The organism is Arthrobacter sp. Alg241-R88 (assembly GCF_900537115.1).
In the GTDB taxonomy this organism is placed as follows: Bacteria; Actinomycetota; Actinomycetes; order Actinomycetales; family Micrococcaceae; genus Arthrobacter.
In genome coordinates this window covers 37,734-54,435 of sequence record NZ_UNRG01000010.1, presented here as the reverse complement: position 1 = coordinate 54,435, position 16,702 = coordinate 37,734, and the positions used below count along the sequence as shown (strand labels likewise).

The following is a 16,702-nucleotide window of genomic DNA, read 5'->3' as shown; positions in this document are numbered from 1 at the left end:
ACGCACGGTTCACGAGTCCTAGCTGCACGCAGCGCTCTGTGTGGGCAATCTCACATTCATGACTGGTTCGACTGTTGGTGTGACAACAAGGTTAGGTTCCACGTGCTGCACAATTTTTCCGAATGTGAACTCGACCGTCCTGCTTTCGCCTGGTGCTAGTTGTACGGCGACAACACCGACCGGTCTGTTGCTGTGAACATAGGGTGCGAACTGGGTCTTCTCGCCGTCGAGCTTTGCCGTTTCTACGTTGGCCTGCACTGGACCATAGGCGACAATATTCGTCTGAACGGACCCAGGGGGAACTCCGTAGGTTCCTCCACCTGTCACATAAGTTGGCAATGACGTGGCCGCATCTGCCGGTGCGCTATTGACGCTGGTGACTCGGACAGTTGTCTCTTCGTAACCGTCTTTGGCGCATTCCTTCAAGAGTTGCACGGTCCGTTTTACGTAGTAGTCCATTTTTGCGCCGGTTCCATCGTTGAAGTACACACCGAACTCCGCCGGCGAGACGCTTACGCCGGTGATGGAGCCGCCCAAGGCGTAGCTAGCGAGCACATCCTGTTCTTCTGTTGTGTTTGACCAGACCCTCAATCTGCCTTCATCGACACTGCGAGTGAGGCTAACAATTAGTCCCTTGGGATCGCTTGTGCCTTTGGATAGGGCGTCGAACACCTCGTGAGCGACACCGGCGAAGTAAGCATCCTGGAGTTGAGGTTCGCTAATTTCTGCGTAGACATCTGAAAGGAGCGTCCGAACGAGGTTGCCGCTGTTCAACTCTGTGGGCAGTCGCTCGCCTGCCAAGGTAAGAAGCAGCGGATCAGAAAGGTGAACTACTCCGGTTGCATCCAAAATGTAACTAAGAGCCACTGGATCGATGGAAACAACTCCGTCAAGTGACCCGCCCATCCTCGTCTCCCACATCCGCTTTGCCAAGTCTGCTGTCGTGGGGAAATCCGGCGTGAGGTTCACGTCTTGCATGTAAAGCCCTGGCCGCCTCGAGTAAATTAGCTGCTGCTGCGCCTCGACTGCAATTGCTGGACTAAATTTGCCCAATGCACTCGCGCTAGTTTGAGATTCCAGCGTTAGTTTCCCTTGGTCAACAGACAAGACAGCTACCGCACCGGGAATACCGCCCGATGCCCGACTCTCCGCATTGTTTTGTATCAGTAGAAGGTAACGCCTAGGTGCTTCCGCCCCCAGCATGTTGGGAGCGATGGAGGAGATATCGGCGGCAGTATCCAGCCCGTTCCGCATCGACGAAAGTTCTTCGCGCGCTTCGACGAGGGGCACGGCCAGTTGCGGAATCAAGGCCGACTCGTTTATGGCATTTAGTCGATCTGATGATTCACGGACCGCGTGGGCCGCGGCAAGTAGCTTGGGCCTTGCAGCGCTCAGGGGTGAAAGGTCTACACCTTCGCTACTTGGCGTGAGCATCTTCAAGTCCAGCAACCCGAGCGCGTCGACTAAAGGGGTTAGGCCGAGTTGGGTGACGTCATCTGCCGATACTGCTACCTCAGAGGCAGCACGAAAATTTGCACCTGCCCAAGGCAGCATCCCAGCCGCCTTCCAAAGCGGATCCTCCCCAGCCCCACGCGCTGCCGATGTATGCGTTTGCAGTTCTTTGGTGATCTCATTCGCTCTTATCGTGTCATCTTGAAGGATTTCATCCTTCAACAGTGAAACTAATGAAGTAGCAGAATTTAGGTGAGAATACATCGACGACGCTTTGTAGCTGAGCCATAAGATGCAGCCAGCCACTATTAAGAAAATGCCAGCGGATATGATGACTATCCGCTTCAATCGAGGGGCCTTTATGTTTCGGCTGACGCGCTTCTCGGAGGGTGCAAGAACCGCGTGATTAGCTGCTGTCATCCCGGGCGGTGCCTTTCAGGGGGCAAAAGTGGGTTTAGTACGCGCCAGTGCTTCGGAAAACTGCTCGCACTGTGCGAAGTAGAATTAGAAGATCGCCTGTTAAAGACCAGTTTTCTACATAGTAGAGGTCGAGTCGAACGGAATCCTGCCACGAAAGGTTGGACCGGCCACTTACTTGCCACAGTCCTGTCAGGCCTGGCTTCACGAGTAGCCTTCTTCTGACGTCGTGTTCGTATACGGCTACTTCCCGTGGCAGTGGAGGACGTGGTCCCACCAAGCTCATTTCCCCGACAAAAATATTAAATAGCTGAGGCAGTTCATCAAGACTGAACTTACGCAAAACCCTGCCTGCTTTAGTCACCCGCGGGTCCTGCTTCATTTTGAACAAAACACCGTTGCCCTCATTGTGTTTGGCCAAATCGGACAGAAGGTCTTCGGCTGCCACCACCATGGAGCGGAACTTGAGCATTGTGAACGGCTGCCCCTCCATGCCGACCCGCTCTTGACGAAAAAGTGCCGGCCCGCGACTGTCTAGCTTTACCCAGAGGGCGATGGCTGCCATGAGAGGCAGCGTAAGGAATATGAGCAGTCCGGACACTAAAATGTCGAACAAACGTTTTGCTACTCTTTGACCGCCTTCAAGCGTCGGCGTTGTGACGTGAATAAGCGGCAGCCCAGCAACTTGTTGCGTGTGAATTCTTGGACCCGCAATATCCGTTAGCGCGGGGGCCATTATCAAAGCCGTGTTTCGGGCCGCCAGCTCCCATCCTAGATGTCTGAGGATTTGCGGGTGCAGCTGAACGCCTGCAGATACAGCCACAGCATCAGCGTCGCAGTCTTTTATGGCTTCAATGATAGAACTCACGTCGGCCTGATGGCCTAGAACAGGAAGACCAGAAAGTGAAGTTGGTTCGGCGCCAACCTGGGCGCCTGGAGTGTAGGCCGCGACAGGCAGGTATCCGGCAAATTTTGCACGTCGTAGCGAGACCGCCAGATGTTCGACAGCGCTGGGCCCACCCAACAGCAAGAGCCTGGACATACTTTCTCCTTGCCCCCTCTCAACGCTTAGATGCTGCCTTAGAAGCCAGCGTGACAGGAGCAAACCAATCAAGCCCACAGGTAGCGCCACACCTACATAGCCTCTGGCGATGTCCGCCTGAAAGACGTAGGAAAGAATCGCGATGAGACCGAATACCCAAAGTGATGCCGCTGCCACGCGCTTGTACTCGTCAACTCCGGCCCCTAGTATCCGGCTTTGACGGCTGTTCCAGGCCCCGAGCATGAGCCACCAAAATAGTGCCAGGGGTATGGATACAAGTGCGTAGACACCCTCCTCGCCCCTTTGGAGATCTGGACTCCAGCCAAACCTGAGGATATAGGCTCCTACTACTGCCCATGCGATTACGAATGCATCACATACAGCTAGGCGCCGGCTGTAGCGCATGCGCCAACCATCTAAACTTCTCACTCGCCCCCCCATTCGAATCTTCACCCAGCTCAAAGTACAGGCCGTTAGGCCGTCGATTTTATTTGGCCTAGCTAGGCCGGACTAGGATGTCCCACCACTTGCTAACGTCGCGGACAGTCCGAATTGGGTGCAAGGTGCAAGGCTCTCCGATTCTACGGCACGACCTGAGCAGCGCGCGTCGTCCTCATCGGACTCCAGTAAGATGTCCCTTCGGGGGATGCGGGCATCACGAGCGGGCCTAAGTGCGACCCTGTCTTTTAGGCGTGCACTCCACGCACGAACCCATGTAGGAATTAGAGGACACCGGTGAAGCCTAATAGGAAAGCTATTCTTCATGTGACTGAAAGCTTTGGCGGTGGCGTTGCGGCCGCGATCAGGCATTATAAGAAGAATTCACCTCAGGCAGAGCACCACCTTGTGTATGCGCCTAGAGATGACGCGCCAATAGATGCTGCGGATCTTCAGGGCTTTGCCTCTGTGACACAGATGGGCTCAAGCCACTTAGGTCGGATATTGGACCTCCGTCGGCGGTTGGCTGCTTTTGACGAAGTCACAATCCACGCCCATTCCAGTTTTGGGGGAGCCTACACGCGCTTGTCTACCGCTAAGAGTCTCAAGCGGCGAATTGTCTACACGCCGCATTGCTATGCGTTTGAACGTCAAGACATCGGACTTGTCAAGCGAGTATTGTTCTGGCTAATGGAGTGGGCGCTGGCTTTCAATACCACGCTATTTGCCGGGTGTTCTGAGCGAGAAGTAAAGCTGTCCCGTTGGCCAGCGGTGAAGGCTGGTCGGCTGATGATTCCCAACATAATGACGGGGGTGATAGCGGGAACGCCAGGTCCCTCTTCTGATCAGCAGGTAGTTTCCGTTGTTGGCGCCGGTAGGCTCGGACCCCAAAAGGATCCGGAATTCTTCGCCAGGTGTATCGGAGAACTGCGCAGAAGGGGGCTAGATGTTTCTGCCACTTGGATTGGTGGCGGAAATCCTGAGCTAGAGGCGACCTTGCGAGAGGAAGGAGTCCTAGTTACCGGGTGGCTGTCGTCAGGTGAGGTCCAGCAGCATCTTCGCCAAGCCGACGTTTACATACATTCCGCCTTGTGGGAGGGATTCCCGTTGGCGGTTCTGGAAGCTACGGCGCTGTCTGTTGCTACAGTTGTCCGTGATATACCGGCGTTCGAGGAAGTCTCTGAAGACCTCAAGCTTGAGTCAGCCCTTAAGATTCTTCCCCACATCTGCCGTAGCCAACTGGACTTTGCAGCGTGGAAGCAAAAGAATGTGTCAGCTTGGCGTAGCCAGCTGGCGAACAATACTGACATGCATCAGGAACGTGCTTTGAATGTCGCTTACGAACTTTGACAACCGAGTACGCCGGCAAATTTACGACTGTGGCCAGCACTGCGCTCGCTCTTGTCTGTGGATGTACTGAAAAGGAAAATAGATGGGGTGTGCGTGAAGGAAGATCTGGGGATTAGGACGCGGTCAGCACAGATGCACCTGTTGCTCATTTTAGCTGTCGGTTTTTCCGTAGTCTACATTCTGGCTGGGCATCCGTTTCTACCCCCGAAGTATTCCTACGACGAAGAGAAAATCGCCGCATTGGCCCGTGAAGAGCCTGGCATTCCGACAGACAAATCTTTTCAAATCGTTGCCGACATTTACAGAGTTACCGGTCTAGCGGATTTGCCTTTACTGGCCGGTATCATAGGCTTTGTAGCATTCTGCGCGATACTGCTTTTCGCTATGCGTGCTCGCACCGCAGCGCGACTCTCGCTGGTAACGGTAGGTATTGTAGCTGCAGTCATTTTTTTGGGGGCCGTTTATTTGGGCCATTACGCAAAAGAATTCTTCATCTTACCGATTTGTGCCCTGGTCACCATGCGAACACGCCGATGGCCGTGGGACGTCGTCATACTCATTTTCATCATACTTTATGCCGTGTTCTTCAGGAGTTATTGGTTTATTGTCGGTGGCTTCTACGTTATGTTTCGTCTGCTACTGCTAAAGTACTCGCCTCTGAAGTCGATGATCATCGGTTCCATTGCTGGCCTGGCTTTTCTGTCGGCTGTCTTTGTTTTCTACATGGGTCTCGACCTTGATCACTATCGTATGGTGGTCAATGATTCACGCGTCGATAATGTAGATGCCCAATCCGCGATACAACCACTCACTTCCATGGGCGGCTTCGTCGGTGGTTTCATCAACGCCTTGGCCGTACTGGCCAGCTTTGTCGTGCCGATCCCGCTGGTGGCCAAAGGTCAGTTCTTCTACCTACTAATTGTGGTCTTTCTCATGGCCCTTTGGGTGCGTCTTTTCACAGCGCTGCAGAAATCATGGAAAACTTCCGTTCGGGGAGGCGCCGAAGACCCCTGGGTTCAACGTTGCGTTGCCCTACTTTTTGCCTTTACCGTCGTGCAGTCTATTTTCGAGCCTGACTATGGTTCTTACATACGGCATCTTTCGCCTCTTCTACCTCTAATGCTAAGCATCGTCCTGCAACCATCCGACCAGCCTAAGGTTGCTGAGGAAGCCCCAGTTGATCCCATGCTAAATCGCACGATCTGACATAGCGGGTGGAGCCTGCAGAATTCCCTCGTCGTGAGGCTAGTGCCCTTGCCGAATTATTACCAGCACTATCTGCTCGTACGGGCGTTTACGTCATCGTGCGGGAAAGTTCCCTAGTCGCCCTGTTTGCGGAAAGCTAACTTTAGCCGTTGAGGAGTGAAGATGTCGTCGTCGAAAGTCACGCGAGTTCTTGTCACACATTTAGGAAGCAATGGCGGTGGGCCTAAGTTCCATTATCATTTGTTCGCGTCTCTTTTAGACCGGCCCGATCTTGAACCTCACTACCTTGTAGCGGAGGGGGCTGATAACAAGGCCCAGTTCCGTGCGACCGGTTCCTCGTTCATGGCTTTACCCACGTATAGGAGCAAATTCGGCTTGATCCTTGGGATGCCTCGTCTGCTCTTTTCTGCTGTCCGGTTGCGGCGATACATTCAAGAGAACAAAATAGCAGTCGTTATCAATTCGATGGAGAGTGTTTACCAAGGCTTGATAGCGCCGATCGCTATCCCTAGGGGAGTGAAATACATGTCTTGCGTGCATGACGCCGTAGATCATCCGGGGGATGAGCATTTCCTAAAGAAGCTTTCTCGTTGGGGAGAACGTTCGAGAGCCGACGAATTTATTGTTTTTAGTGGAGCAGTGCGGAGTGCTGTTAGTAGCGGGAAATCTCTACGGGGACGACCAGTTAGGGAGACTGTTCACGGTGCTTTTGACTCGCATGTACCGCAGGAGGTTGCGCGGAACAATACAAGCGGCGCCCGTGCACTCAGGATTGGATTTATCGGGCGCCTTGGTAAATATAAAGGACTGGATCTGCTGGCGGAAGCTGTTGGAATTCTTCGCTCACGCGGCCTCGACGTGGAAGGCCATGTACATGGCGCAGGACCTGAAGAATATTTGGCAGGAACCGAATTGGGAGCGGCGCTTAACTGGTCCATAGGCTGGATTGACGACGAGAAGATACCCGAAATATTGGATTCCTTTGACATTTTGGCGCTTCCCTACAAGGAGGCTAGTCAGTCGGGAGTAGTCGCTTACGCCATGTCGCGGGGACTTCCTATGGTCGTCACTCCTGTAGGTGGATTGCCTGAACAAATCCACGCTGCTTCATGCGGTCTCGTAGCAGCCGGATTGTCACCAAATGACTTCGCAAATGCCTTGGAAAAACTAGTTGTGGACCGCAACATGAGGGAGCGCTTGGGACATAACGCGTCAATAGCAAGCAGGACCACATTTTCATGGCAAAGGGTGGGCGATGATGTTAGTCGGTGGCTCACAGAGTGAAAGATCGGCTTTCAGCGCTTTTTAGGGGAAGTTTCCCTGGATTCGTGGCTCAGGGACTCACCCTAGCTGCAGCCATGTTTCCCATACTGATAGGTCGCGACGACGTATTGGTTTACCTGCTGACGGTAGCGGCGCCCGTGACAATTGTCGTCCATGCAGTGACATTAGGTGCCCAAACTCGGCTTCCGATGGCCGACAAATCCCAGATGTTGCCACGTTTAGCGTCCTCGCTTTCCGGAGTACTGCTGGCGTCTTCGTGTCTCTCAGCTGTATTTATTTACGTACTCTTTCTGAGCGAAGATATCACTCTTCGCAGGTTCATATTTGGACTGTTTGTTCTTCTGCCCTGCCAAGCAATCTATTTTATAGCTCTGGCTTTAGGAACCGCAGATCTTTCTTACTCCAAGTTGATGTATTCCCGATTGCTCTATGGCTCCTTAACCTTCGTTGGCACTCTGCTGATGGGTGGTCTCGGCGCTAGTCCTCTCGCGTTTTTGCTCGTCAATGCTTTCGGATACCTAGGTGGTGCTGTCCCAATCATCCTGGGCCGATTTTCCTGGGGACTGATACAAAGCATTTCTTTACCAACCTTGTCGTTCTACGGCTTCGGGTCTGAGCTTGTGGCGGCACGCTATGTAGTAACGGCTTCCATTGTCAGTGGCCTAGGCAGCCAAGTAGGCGCGCTCATCACTCCGTTGGTCCCCTCGTCGGACGCAGGGGCTTGGGCGACTGCTATTCGTATCATGACGGGATTGCAGACCGTGGGTGGCCATATCCTAGGGCCAAAGCTCGACATCGGCTTCCTTGCCGGGATCCGGGAATGCAAAGCGCGATTAGTGCGAAGCGTTTGGCGTAAAGGACTGGTGATGGGTGCTACGTTGGGGGCGATTTGCATTATGAGTTCGCTGATAGGCGTGGCCTGGATCGATATAGAGTCATTAAGCATGCCAATCGCCATTGCCATGCTTGGCTATTCTGCCACCTCAGTGTTCCTAGCCCCCATAGACAGAAGCCTTACGCTTTTGGGCGGTCAACGTGAGCGTCTTGTCTGGGATGTAATTCGCGCTGCTGGCGGTCTGGCCATTGTGCTCTGCGTTCCCCGAGACCTGCTATTGGTCTCGCTGGCGACCTTGGGAATCTGTTCGTTGCTGAGCTATGTCTATCTATTGAAGCGACGCGTGCTGGTTGTGGCGTCCTCAGGAGGAGACGCTTCGCTGGAGCTTGATACGGGGCAAGAACAAAAGATGGGTACCGGCCCGTCAATTTAGATAGTCCACGGGCTCCTCGTGGCTTAGTTATCCCTCAAGAGGCTCTTCACGGCTCATGTGGAAATGGCTCCTTGAGATGAGCGGTCATGCCGCCGTCCGGGCGGCACTTTTCAAGAGAATATCCGATTTGTAGTTGGCTGGGTTGCGGTAGCCGCGTGCCGTGCGTTTGCTGTTCTTGATGGCGGTGTTGTTCGCCTCGACCTTGCCTGACGTAGCGCCGGTAATGAGGCGCACCTCGATCTCTGCCCAACACCGGTAGACGGTGCCGTAGAGCTTTCGTTTCCGGCCGTGCTGCTTTCTTCACGAGTTCCGCGAGTTCGTTTTTCGCGGCCGCGGCGGCCTCCAGTAGGCCGGTGCCCAACAGCACTCGGAGTTGTTCCTTGACCTGCCAGTCGGCTTGGAGGTGCCGGTCGGGTCGTCCGCAGCGAACACTTCTTTCAGCCGACGAGCTGCCCTGCAGCTGAGGTTGTCGCCGCCGCGCGGCAGGAGCATGCGGTGAGCCCAGGCCTTGACGATGGCGCTGCCGCGGCGGCCCTTGACCTGCTGGGAGAGGTTCTGCCTCGTCTCGGTCATGGCATGGTTGGCAAGAGAGATCAGGTGAGTATGATCAACCGCGACCGCCGTCCGTGGAAGCCACATCCGCAACGCCTTTTTTGAACGCCGCGGACGGGTCGATGGCCACGACCTGCACGGCCAGCCGCCATGCCAGCGGTCGGGCGAACATCCAGTCGTCGACGGCCCCTGTGGTCACGGCCATCGACCACGCCCAGTACTTGGCCGGTGTCCAGGTCCACGACGGTTGTCATCCACGGCTTGAACCGTGTCCAGGCCGTCGTCGTCGCGTCCCGGAAGTGGCGCACCGGCCTGAACCGGTGTTCATTGATGCCGAACATCCGCGGCCTTAGCTTGTCCAACCGGCAGCCTGAGCAGACATGCTTCATTCGGCGCCGCTCGGACCATGCACCACGACACCGCGAACCCGGAAGCCGTCTCCGACACGGCTCTGCCGGAGCGGATGACTGCTTCCAAGGGGTAGTCCCGGAGACGGACCGTGGAGCGGACGCGGCGCGGAACCTGGGGCGTTGATTCAAAGAACGACAGCCCTTCGCAGGCTGCTTCTAGGCAGTACCAGCGGTACTTGGACCAGAGCACGTCCGCCCGGCCGGCGACGGGAATATCACGGGTCGTTGAAGGCGGAGCTCTTTCCGCCGGGATGCGATGACCGCGCAGCTTGGGCAACCTAGCGGCTGGCTTCAACGATGGCCTGCCGGCGGCCGGCAGTGATGGTGGTGGACATGACGTGATAGTCGGGCCAGGTTGAACAGGATCGTGGCAGCGGCGGCTGCGACCCCGGTAGGTTCGATGAAGCCAGCAGGGCCACGGGCCCCCCTTGGCTTCAACGACACGAACTCCATTCCCCTTCAACTACGAAGCGCGGTTTGGCCGCTAATCTGATCCGCAGAGGACTGTCTCCGATGACATCCAATGTGAGAAATAAAAGTTCGCAGTTTCAGATTTATTGGTTCCCCACGCGAGGTGCGGACCTATGTTGGTGCATGAAGACTTCGAAGCGCGGGCCCCAGCAACAGAGACCCTTGGTGCGTGCTGGCCCTTTTCATAGCCTTAAGGCCAGCTTGAGGACAAGATGATCGTTCGCCTTTGCTGGAGTACTCGAAGTATGAGGCATCTAAAATCGCGCAACTTCCTCACTCGTGAGTTTGGCCGCTCGCGGTTTAGCAGTAGCTGGCACACCGACTGCCATGGAATCTTCAGGTATATCTATGCGAACGACGGCATTAGCGCCAATAACGGATCGCGACCCAACTTTTACTGGCCCAAGTATTTTGGCGCCGCATCCGATATGCACGTCATCACCAATAATCGGGTTCCCCTCTACAGCACCCCCGCTAGCGCCCAAGGTCACTCCATCCTGAATCTGACAATTTGAACCGAGAATTACCCCTTCTCCAATAACAACACCCGTGGGGTGAAAAAAGTTCACATTCCCTCCGATTGTTGCCTGCCAAGCGATATCCGCGCCAGTGAGCAAGTGGTTGCTCTGCTTAACGATTGCCCCGCAGACGGGGTGGACCCTGCCGGCCAACTGTGACAGTCGAACAAGCAGAGTGGACAGTCCGCGCACCGTTAGGGGTTTAGGAGGGCGAACCGCACTTAGGGGATTGTCCTTAAAGTCCTGCGTTAGATACGAGAAGAATGTCATTCGAGCTGTCCTATCGGGTAGCGGCTGTCTTCGCAGACGCGCGGGGGACTAGAGAACTGAAAAGGCGAGCTATTTTCCCGGCCGCAACGTTGGAAATACTTGTGGCTCTCGATCGTATGGTTCGCTATCTAGGGTGGTCGGCCAAGTTACCGTCGGCGTTCCCTCCTTGTTAGCGGCCTTTCTGCTGCCACGCTTCGCAGGCTGGATCTCTTCCTGATTGTAGTAACTATATGAATATGCGTCTGGTCCCTTAGAGGGCAGTCGATTCAGAACTACACCGAGCAAATTCGCCCCGACCATGTCGAGTGCACCCAGGGATTTTTCAAGATCCTGTTGCTTCGCCCTGTGTGATCCTACGACGACCACTACCCCTCCTACATGTTGAGACAAAACGGCAGCATCTGTCACAGGCAGGAGTGGCGGCGCGTCTATAACTACAATGTCGAATGTCGTTTCTAGCCTGCGGATGAGGCCATCCATTTCCTCGGACCCTAAAAGCTCGCTTGGGTTAGGCGGGATCTGCCCGGACGTGATCACAAAGAGGTTGTCTTCGCCCCAAGGTTGAAGCAGGTCATTCACGTCGGACGTGCCGACGAGGGCTGTGGTGAGCCCTGCGTTCCTGTCCAAACCCAAGTACTCGTTGATCATAGGCCGACGAAGATCGGCGTCAATCAGGCAAACGGATTGTCCTGCTTGTGCTAGGGCAATAGCGAGATTGGTCGCCGTTGTACTTTTTCCCTCGCCCGGCAGCGATGATGTCACGAGGAGCGTCTTGGTTTTCCCAGCGAAGTTGGCAAACTGAAGGTTGGTTCTTAGCTGCCGAAATGCTTCCGCTCGGGGGCTTTGATGGGGTGCTTGCGTGAGAAGAGGCTTTTTGGTGGCGTCTTGGTCGAAAGCTATGCCCCCCAGCAGGGGCGCGTTGCTAATTCTTCTGAAATCTGCTTCGCCGCGGATCCTGTTGTCCAGTGTGCTTCGGAGCAGCGCTGCCGCGAGTCCAAGCGTCAGACCAGCTACCAGGCCGATCAGGAGATTCAGGCGTGTGTTGGGTGCTGAAGGATCGGCCGGGGCTTTCGCAGGGGTCACGACGGAAAGACTGACAGGAGAGGTGCCACCAGCTCTAGGCCGTTCAAGAACGTCTACGACCTCTATCAAGCTGTCGGCTACGGCCTGTGCTGTAGCCGCGGCTTGTACTGGAGAGGTGTCGGCGACCGATATGGTGATTAGCACCGTATTTAGATCAGTTGTAGCTTTGACATTCTTCGCCAACTGCTCAGGGGACTGGGTCAGTCCCAAGGTGTCGATAACAGGTTGGAGAACAGCAGGCGTGGTGATCGTCTTGGCGTAAGACTGTACCCGCGACTGACTGAAGGTGTTCCCCTGTTGAAGTTCCTGGACCGACCCCGAGTTCTGGATGGCAACGAAGAGCTGCGTTTCAGCGGTGTAGGTCGGCTTTGTGAATATTGTTGTCGCCCCACTTATCAGTAGGCCGGCAAGCATCATTACAGCGATGATCATCCAATTGCGACGTGCCATGCGAAGGTATTCGCTGAGATTCAAGCTGGGCCCCCTGGGTCGGCGACTGGATCACCTATGGCTATATCCAGAACGCAAATTTCGTACGACTACCTAGTGTACGGTGCAGCCGGGGACTCAGCGGTCGGCGATCAGTAGTTGTTCTGCCCAGCAAAGTTGCCCCGCAGGTGTTGAAGGTGCCGAGTAGCCCCAGTTGACGTGACAGCCGTGCCGACCGGACATGCCTTCGAACGGAACCTTGACGGTATATGTGCATACTGGCCCTTCAAAAGAGTAGGGATCGTAGTGGCACCGAAGATGGCGGTCTGTGCCTTCCCTAGGGAAACTCGGATTTTAGCTCTGGCTTAGTCGGAGATCCGCTATAGACGCCATTGCCGGCGCTCCCTCTGAGCGACGTGCCGGCTACCGTCCCCCGTCTTGTTTGTCCCATAATCGTGACTAAAATTGCGAATTCGGGGTAGTGGTTTACACTTGTCTCCTAGGGGGAGCTAGGAATCACTTCATATGATTCCCCGTTCTGCGCTTGGGGCATGACCCGCACAACTAATGTCACTTTGAATCACCGCTGCGGGTCAACTTGATTTCCTATCCGAATGAGTGTGCCGCAAGAAGAGCAAGAACTGATGTCAGCTGGCTTTCGTGTTGACAAAAGGGGGCAGTCTTTGTGCAGACGAGATTGGTTTGGCCGGATGCCACCAGGGGCATTTGCGTTTTGGCTGTGGTGCTGTTCCACGTCATAACGTGGTACCACGCGCCCATTTACGGCCCGGAGACCGGCCTTTCTGGGCTAATGACGCTTTTCAATCAGGGGCTCGCAAAGGTCCGTATGCCTGTCCTCTTTGCTTTGTCAGGAATGTTCTTGGCAAGCAAGCTGTTGCAGGGGTGGAAGGCCAAAGGAGCGGCAGCCCGCGTCGCTGATACGTACTACCTGTATGTCTTGTGGATCATCGTCTACTTCCTCGTGTCGTGGACACTCCCATCGTCGGTTGAGAACCGGGTCACCTCTTTTGCTGAGCTAGGCATACAACTAGTTCTTCCTGGAACGTCCCTCTGGTTTATTTTCGCCCTCGCTGTTTACGCCTTCGCTGTGGCTTTAGCCGCTACCATGCGGTTTCGCAAAGGGGCGGTCTTGTCGATCGCACTGTTACTGTGGGGACTCTCACAACTGGGGGATCCTGACTCTCTTAGTCTTAGAGTTGTCACCAACTTCATCTTCTTTGCCTTGGGAGCTTACTTCAGCGATTACTTAAAGGCCCTCCCCAAAGCCAGCACGGCTACTTGTCTTGCTTTTGTCTGCACTTTCATCGCTCTCCTCGCGTTGCGGGCAATCCCAGGCAGCGGAGACATGTGGGTGCTTGCGTTGCTGCCGAGTTTGGCTGCAATTCCAGCCGTAATCGTTTCGGTTGCTGGAATAGCTAATATCACGTGGATAGGGATTGCCGCGAGTTTCATAGGACGGCGAACTCTTGGGATATACGTGCTTCACGCGCCATTGATTATGTTGGCGGCGGCATACCTTCACCCTGGAAAGGCCGTAAGTTGGGCTCAAAACCCAGTAATGGACGGAATGTTGGCGGTAGGTATGACTGCGGCCGTGACTGCCGGATCCCTCCTTTTACACAGCGTGCTCCGGAGATTGCCCGGAAATCCACTTTTCCAACGGCCACGCTCCCGCATAGAGCCATCAACGTCACGTTCGTACTAGTTCCGCGTATCGTCGGTGGGTACAGTCCCGTCTCATCACGTGGAAAAATGAGTCGTTTAAGGCCTCCCGTTCACGCGGACTTCTAGCAAATGCCGTTGCGTAACCCGGCTGTGACCTTAGTACGAGATTCGACTTAATACGGATCTCGGTATCGAGAAGAATCCCGAGTACCGGTAGACATGGTGCCTATACCGGATGCATTTGCTTTGAGCCGAGGTAGGGGCAACCGACGTCCGTAGGGTTGGAAGGCGGAGCATCGATTATGGGTTGGTCACGAAATCTTCACTTCTTCTAGGTTTCTAATGAGCCATGGTGGTTGGCACCGCCGCGGCCTTCGACGTGGGCGCGAGATCCTCAACACCGCCGGGAGCTGTCTGGTTTGCCGTAGTGGGTATGAGAACTTCGTAGCGAGGGCAGGGATGAGATATGCCGGAGGGCTCTATCCGCTCTTCCGGTTACGGGTCCTTGAAGGAAGAGCGGCACAATTTGTCAAGACCATGGCTAACACTATGGTCACGCCACTCGCCAAGCACGCCGATCCATTCGAGATGCACCCAGTGACGCTAACAGGGTTATTCGCGGTGCAGCCAGGTACAGCACTAATTTACCTAAGCGATCCGCAAGCGACCTCACCGTCATACAAGGCTTGACTTGATCAAACATTGAGGTTGTGTTCCGTATGATCGGCCCATGGGTAAATACGGGGACAGCGCCTATGCGCGTAAGTCACGCAGTGAGCTTCGACAGGCCCGCTTGCGGCCACTTTCGTATTCCCTGCTGATTCTGTTGGCGACAGTAACTGCTACGGTCGTGCTGTTTGCTTTAAGCCGCTAAGGCTGTCGAGCGGACCTAGCGTTTGACGCGACTTGTCAAACGCTAAGTCACGTGGTTAGGTCGAGGTCGATGGGGATCAATGCGACCGATGGAGGCTGTTGTGGCTATATCCGAGTATGCCTTTGCGCTTTGCGCGCTGCTGGGTACTGTGCTGGTTCCCTTCTTTTTCATCTACCAGGTGCTACGGCTCAAGCGACGTGCCATCCGTGTCACCGCTCCCGCCGATGCCCCCCGAGGTAACCACCGTTAGTCATGCCCTACGTTGACATCAACCCGCATAAAGGTCGACCGAAGTGGCAGGCCTACATAATTTTGCTTGTTCTTCTAATCCTTACCGCTGCGGTGGTTGCGGCCGCCATCATCCGCACATGATCGAATGCATCTGCCAAAGCCCCTAGACTTACTGTTTGAACCAGTGCTGCACCAAGTTTGCCGAACGTCTTGGGGGACATTTATGCCCGATCCGGCGGATCAGAACGCACGCGCCCATGTAGAGGATGCAGGGCAGCCGCAGTTGCGCCGTCGCCGTGACCTCCGTCGCGGTAACGGCGAACTGACGGACGCCCAGACAGGAATCATGCCAGCCGTAACACCCAATCCATCTAGCCAGCCCGACGCTGCCCTGCCGCTTACGCGCAGGACCACATGGGCAGAGGCAGCGGCGGCCGCTGACGCTGCTAAGCCCGGTGTACATGTGCCGGCCCCGGCTCGCGCCCCTGCCCCCGTGGAAGCCACTAGGCCGGACATCGGCACCTCCGTCCCGCCGGCGCCGTCGCCCTTTCCCTTCGAAACTGATGCTTTCCGTCGGGCCCGGCCCACAAGAGCAGATGTCATCGCCGATACTCCGATGCCAGACTTCATTAGCTCGCCCGGCCTATTCGTGAAGGAACAGAAACCCCGCCCCCTGGGCGGCTTCCGCGGGGCAATCTTCAAAGCAACCGGTGGGGCGATAAATTTGGGCCCGGGCGCGAAGCAGCGCCAGGAGGAAGAACTAGGGCGTCGAATCTCTCGCCAGCTTCAGGGCAGCTACAACACGGCAGTGCTGAGTCTCAAGGGTGGCATTGGTAAAACCTCGACCACGGTGGGCGTGGGTCTAACGCTCGCGGAGTACCGTGGGGACGCGCCCTGCGCGATCGATGCAAATCCGGATTCCGGCGACCTCGTGGAGCGCGCTCTGGGGGAGGGTATATACCAGCAGTCCAGCCCTCGCACCATTACGGACCTTCTTCGGAACCTCGACTCAATTGACTCACTCACTGCCTTGGCCCGCTATATGCACCATGCCGGCAGGCTGCATCTAATCGCAGGGGAGCAGGACCCGGAGGTCTCGGATTCACTGACCGCGGCGGAGTACTTGCGGATTCGAAAGCTCATCTCCGCCTACTACTCTGTAGCGCTAACCGACTGCGGCACAGGAGTGACCCACAACGCGATGAGCGGGATCCTGCAGTCGGCGGACAACTTGGTGATTGCTGCCGGCTACGCGGTGAGCGGTGCCAAACGTGCTCGCAGTACCCTTCATTGGTTGGCTAGCCACGGGTACGAGGACCTCGCCCGGAACGCCATCGTGGTTATCACAGATAAGGATGAGGTTTCGTCTCGAGTCGACAAAGACGCGATTGAGGAGCACCTTGCAGGAATTTGTCGTGAACTCATAGCGGTGCCACATGACCGGGGCGTTGCTGACGGTGACTTGGTAACGTTGGATGTCCTCAAACCGGAGACCCGGCGGGCTTATAAGGAGATTGCTGCAGCAATTGTCGACGGGTACCGATAAACGCACGAGCAAAGAAATAGCCCTTACCCTCCCGACTTATCCAGGGTAAGGGCTAGCTGCAGATTCGGAGCCAAGGTGGTGGCAAAGACCTGCTGAGAATAGGATGCGACGTAGGCTCGCAGCGTGCATTCAAAACTGAGGACGACGAAGGACAATACAAATGCCGCCTGCTCTG

At 55.5% G+C, this 16,702-nt stretch carries 10 protein-coding genes and 1 pseudogene; 6 read left to right on the top strand and 5 right to left on the bottom strand.

The window, feature by feature from the left end; all coding sequences use genetic code 11:
• Positions 1-18 precede the first annotated feature (18 nt).
• Positions 19-1,800: a DUF4012 domain-containing protein gene (locus G6R19_RS17495; RefSeq protein ID WP_240341947.1), complete on the bottom strand. Its 1,782-nt coding sequence runs from the start codon at positions 1,798-1,800 to the stop codon at positions 19-21.
• 106 nt (positions 1,801-1,906) lie between these two features.
• The gene (locus tag G6R19_RS17490) at positions 1,907-3,316 is read right to left on the bottom strand and encodes a sugar transferase (protein ID WP_240341946.1); all 1,410 of its coding nucleotides are present in this window, start codon (positions 3,314-3,316) and stop codon (positions 1,907-1,909) included.
• Between the two features lie 360 nt (positions 3,317-3,676).
• Here G6R19_RS17490 and G6R19_RS17485 point away from each other — a divergent pair, with 360 nt between their 5' ends.
• From G6R19_RS17485 to G6R19_RS17470, 4 genes are all read left to right on the top strand, one after another.
• Positions 3,677-4,699 carry a glycosyltransferase gene (locus G6R19_RS17485; RefSeq protein ID WP_163167316.1) on the top strand — a complete coding sequence of 341 codons (1,023 nt, stop codon included), beginning with the start codon at positions 3,677-3,679 and terminating at the stop codon, positions 4,697-4,699.
• Positions 4,700-4,792: 93 nt separating this feature from the next.
• On the top strand, positions 4,793-5,905 hold the full coding sequence (locus G6R19_RS17480) for a hypothetical protein (protein WP_163167314.1): 1,113 nt from the start codon (positions 4,793-4,795) through the stop codon (positions 5,903-5,905).
• 162 nt (positions 5,906-6,067) lie between these two features.
• The gene (locus G6R19_RS17475; RefSeq protein ID WP_163167312.1) at positions 6,068-7,189 is read left to right on the top strand and encodes a glycosyltransferase family 4 protein; all 1,122 of its coding nucleotides are present in this window, start codon (positions 6,068-6,070) and stop codon (positions 7,187-7,189) included.
• Between the two features lie 74 nt (positions 7,190-7,263).
• Positions 7,264-8,457, top strand: coding sequence for a hypothetical protein (locus G6R19_RS17470; RefSeq protein ID WP_205484547.1), 1,194 nt, complete (start codon positions 7,264-7,266; stop codon positions 8,455-8,457).
• 84 nt (positions 8,458-8,541) lie between these two features.
• Here the strand turns inward: G6R19_RS17470 and G6R19_RS20495 are convergent.
• From G6R19_RS20495 to G6R19_RS17445, 3 genes and pseudogenes are all read right to left on the bottom strand, one after another.
• Positions 8,542-9,096 (bottom strand): annotated as a pseudogene (locus G6R19_RS20495) (transposase).
• Entirely contained in the window at positions 9,065-9,214 is a 150-nt protein-coding gene (locus G6R19_RS17455; RefSeq protein WP_163167210.1) for a transposase, read from the bottom strand. Before G6R19_RS17455 ends, G6R19_RS20495 begins: the two are co-directional and overlap by 32 nt.
• Positions 9,215-10,747: 1,533 nt before the next feature.
• Positions 10,748-12,235: a polysaccharide biosynthesis tyrosine autokinase gene (locus G6R19_RS17445; RefSeq protein ID WP_163167304.1), complete on the bottom strand. Its 1,488-nt coding sequence runs from the start codon at positions 12,233-12,235 to the stop codon at positions 10,748-10,750.
• 640 nt (positions 12,236-12,875) lie between these two features.
• Between G6R19_RS17445 and G6R19_RS17440 the strand changes: the two genes are divergently transcribed.
• Both G6R19_RS17440 and G6R19_RS17435 read left to right on the top strand, forming a co-directional pair.
• Entirely contained in the window at positions 12,876-13,916 is a 1,041-nt protein-coding gene (locus tag G6R19_RS17440) for an acyltransferase (protein ID WP_275898078.1), read from the top strand.
• Between the two features lie 1,681 nt (positions 13,917-15,597).
• Positions 15,598-16,527 carry a MinD/ParA family protein gene (locus tag G6R19_RS17435; RefSeq protein WP_240341945.1) on the top strand — a complete coding sequence of 310 codons (930 nt, stop codon included), beginning with the start codon at positions 15,598-15,600 and terminating at the stop codon, positions 16,525-16,527.
• The last annotated feature ends 175 nt before the right edge of the window (positions 16,528-16,702 follow it).

Excerpts from the sequence above, each read along its gene's own strand:
- G6R19_RS17490 (WP_240341946.1), bottom strand. The coding sequence starts at position 3,316 with ATGCGCTACAGCCGGCGCCTAGCTGTATGTGATGCATTCGTAATCGCA.
- G6R19_RS17475 (WP_163167312.1), top strand. The coding sequence starts at position 6,068 with ATGTCGTCGTCGAAAGTCACGCGAGTTCTTGTCACACATTTAGGAAGC.
- G6R19_RS17470 (WP_205484547.1), top strand. The coding sequence starts at position 7,264 with ATGTTTCCCATACTGATAGGTCGCGACGACGTATTGGTTTACCTGCTG.
- G6R19_RS17455 (WP_163167210.1), bottom strand. The coding sequence starts at position 9,214 with ATGGCCGTGACCACAGGGGCCGTCGACGACTGGATGTTCGCCCGACCG.
- G6R19_RS17435 (WP_240341945.1), top strand. The coding sequence starts at position 15,598 with ATGCCAGACTTCATTAGCTCGCCCGGCCTATTCGTGAAGGAACAGAAA.